This window comes from Phytoactinopolyspora endophytica (assembly GCF_004138495.1).
Lineage (GTDB): Bacteria > Actinomycetota > Actinomycetes > Jiangellales > Jiangellaceae > Phytoactinopolyspora > Phytoactinopolyspora endophytica.
The window spans coordinates 130,108-130,355 of sequence record NZ_ML142865.1; the positions used below are offsets into that span (position 1 = coordinate 130,108).

1 protein-coding gene is annotated in these 248 nt (G+C 73.8%); it reads right to left on the reverse strand.

Translation table 11 applies throughout. From position 1 onward, the window contains the following. On the reverse strand, positions 1–248 hold a 248-nt coding region (locus tag ELR45_RS26685; RefSeq protein ID WP_129669091.1), incomplete at both ends, for a DAK2 domain-containing protein.

A 248-nucleotide genomic window follows, 5' to 3' on the forward strand; every position in this document is an offset into this window, starting at 1 on the left:
GCCTCTCGTAATGGCGCTCCGGCCCCCACGGCGTCCGCGAAGGCATCGGTGAACGGCACGAGGGCATCCACGATCGTCTTGTCTCCGACCTCGGCCTGGCCGAGCCGGAGCACGGCGTCGGTCCCGGCCCGCATGGCGGCGACGATCTCCGTGTCGGTTGCCCCGTCGTGGTCACTCAGCGCGCCGCCGACGGCGGTCAGACCTCCGCCCCACAGCGCGCCGGAGGTCCCTCCGGCGCCCTCCGACCA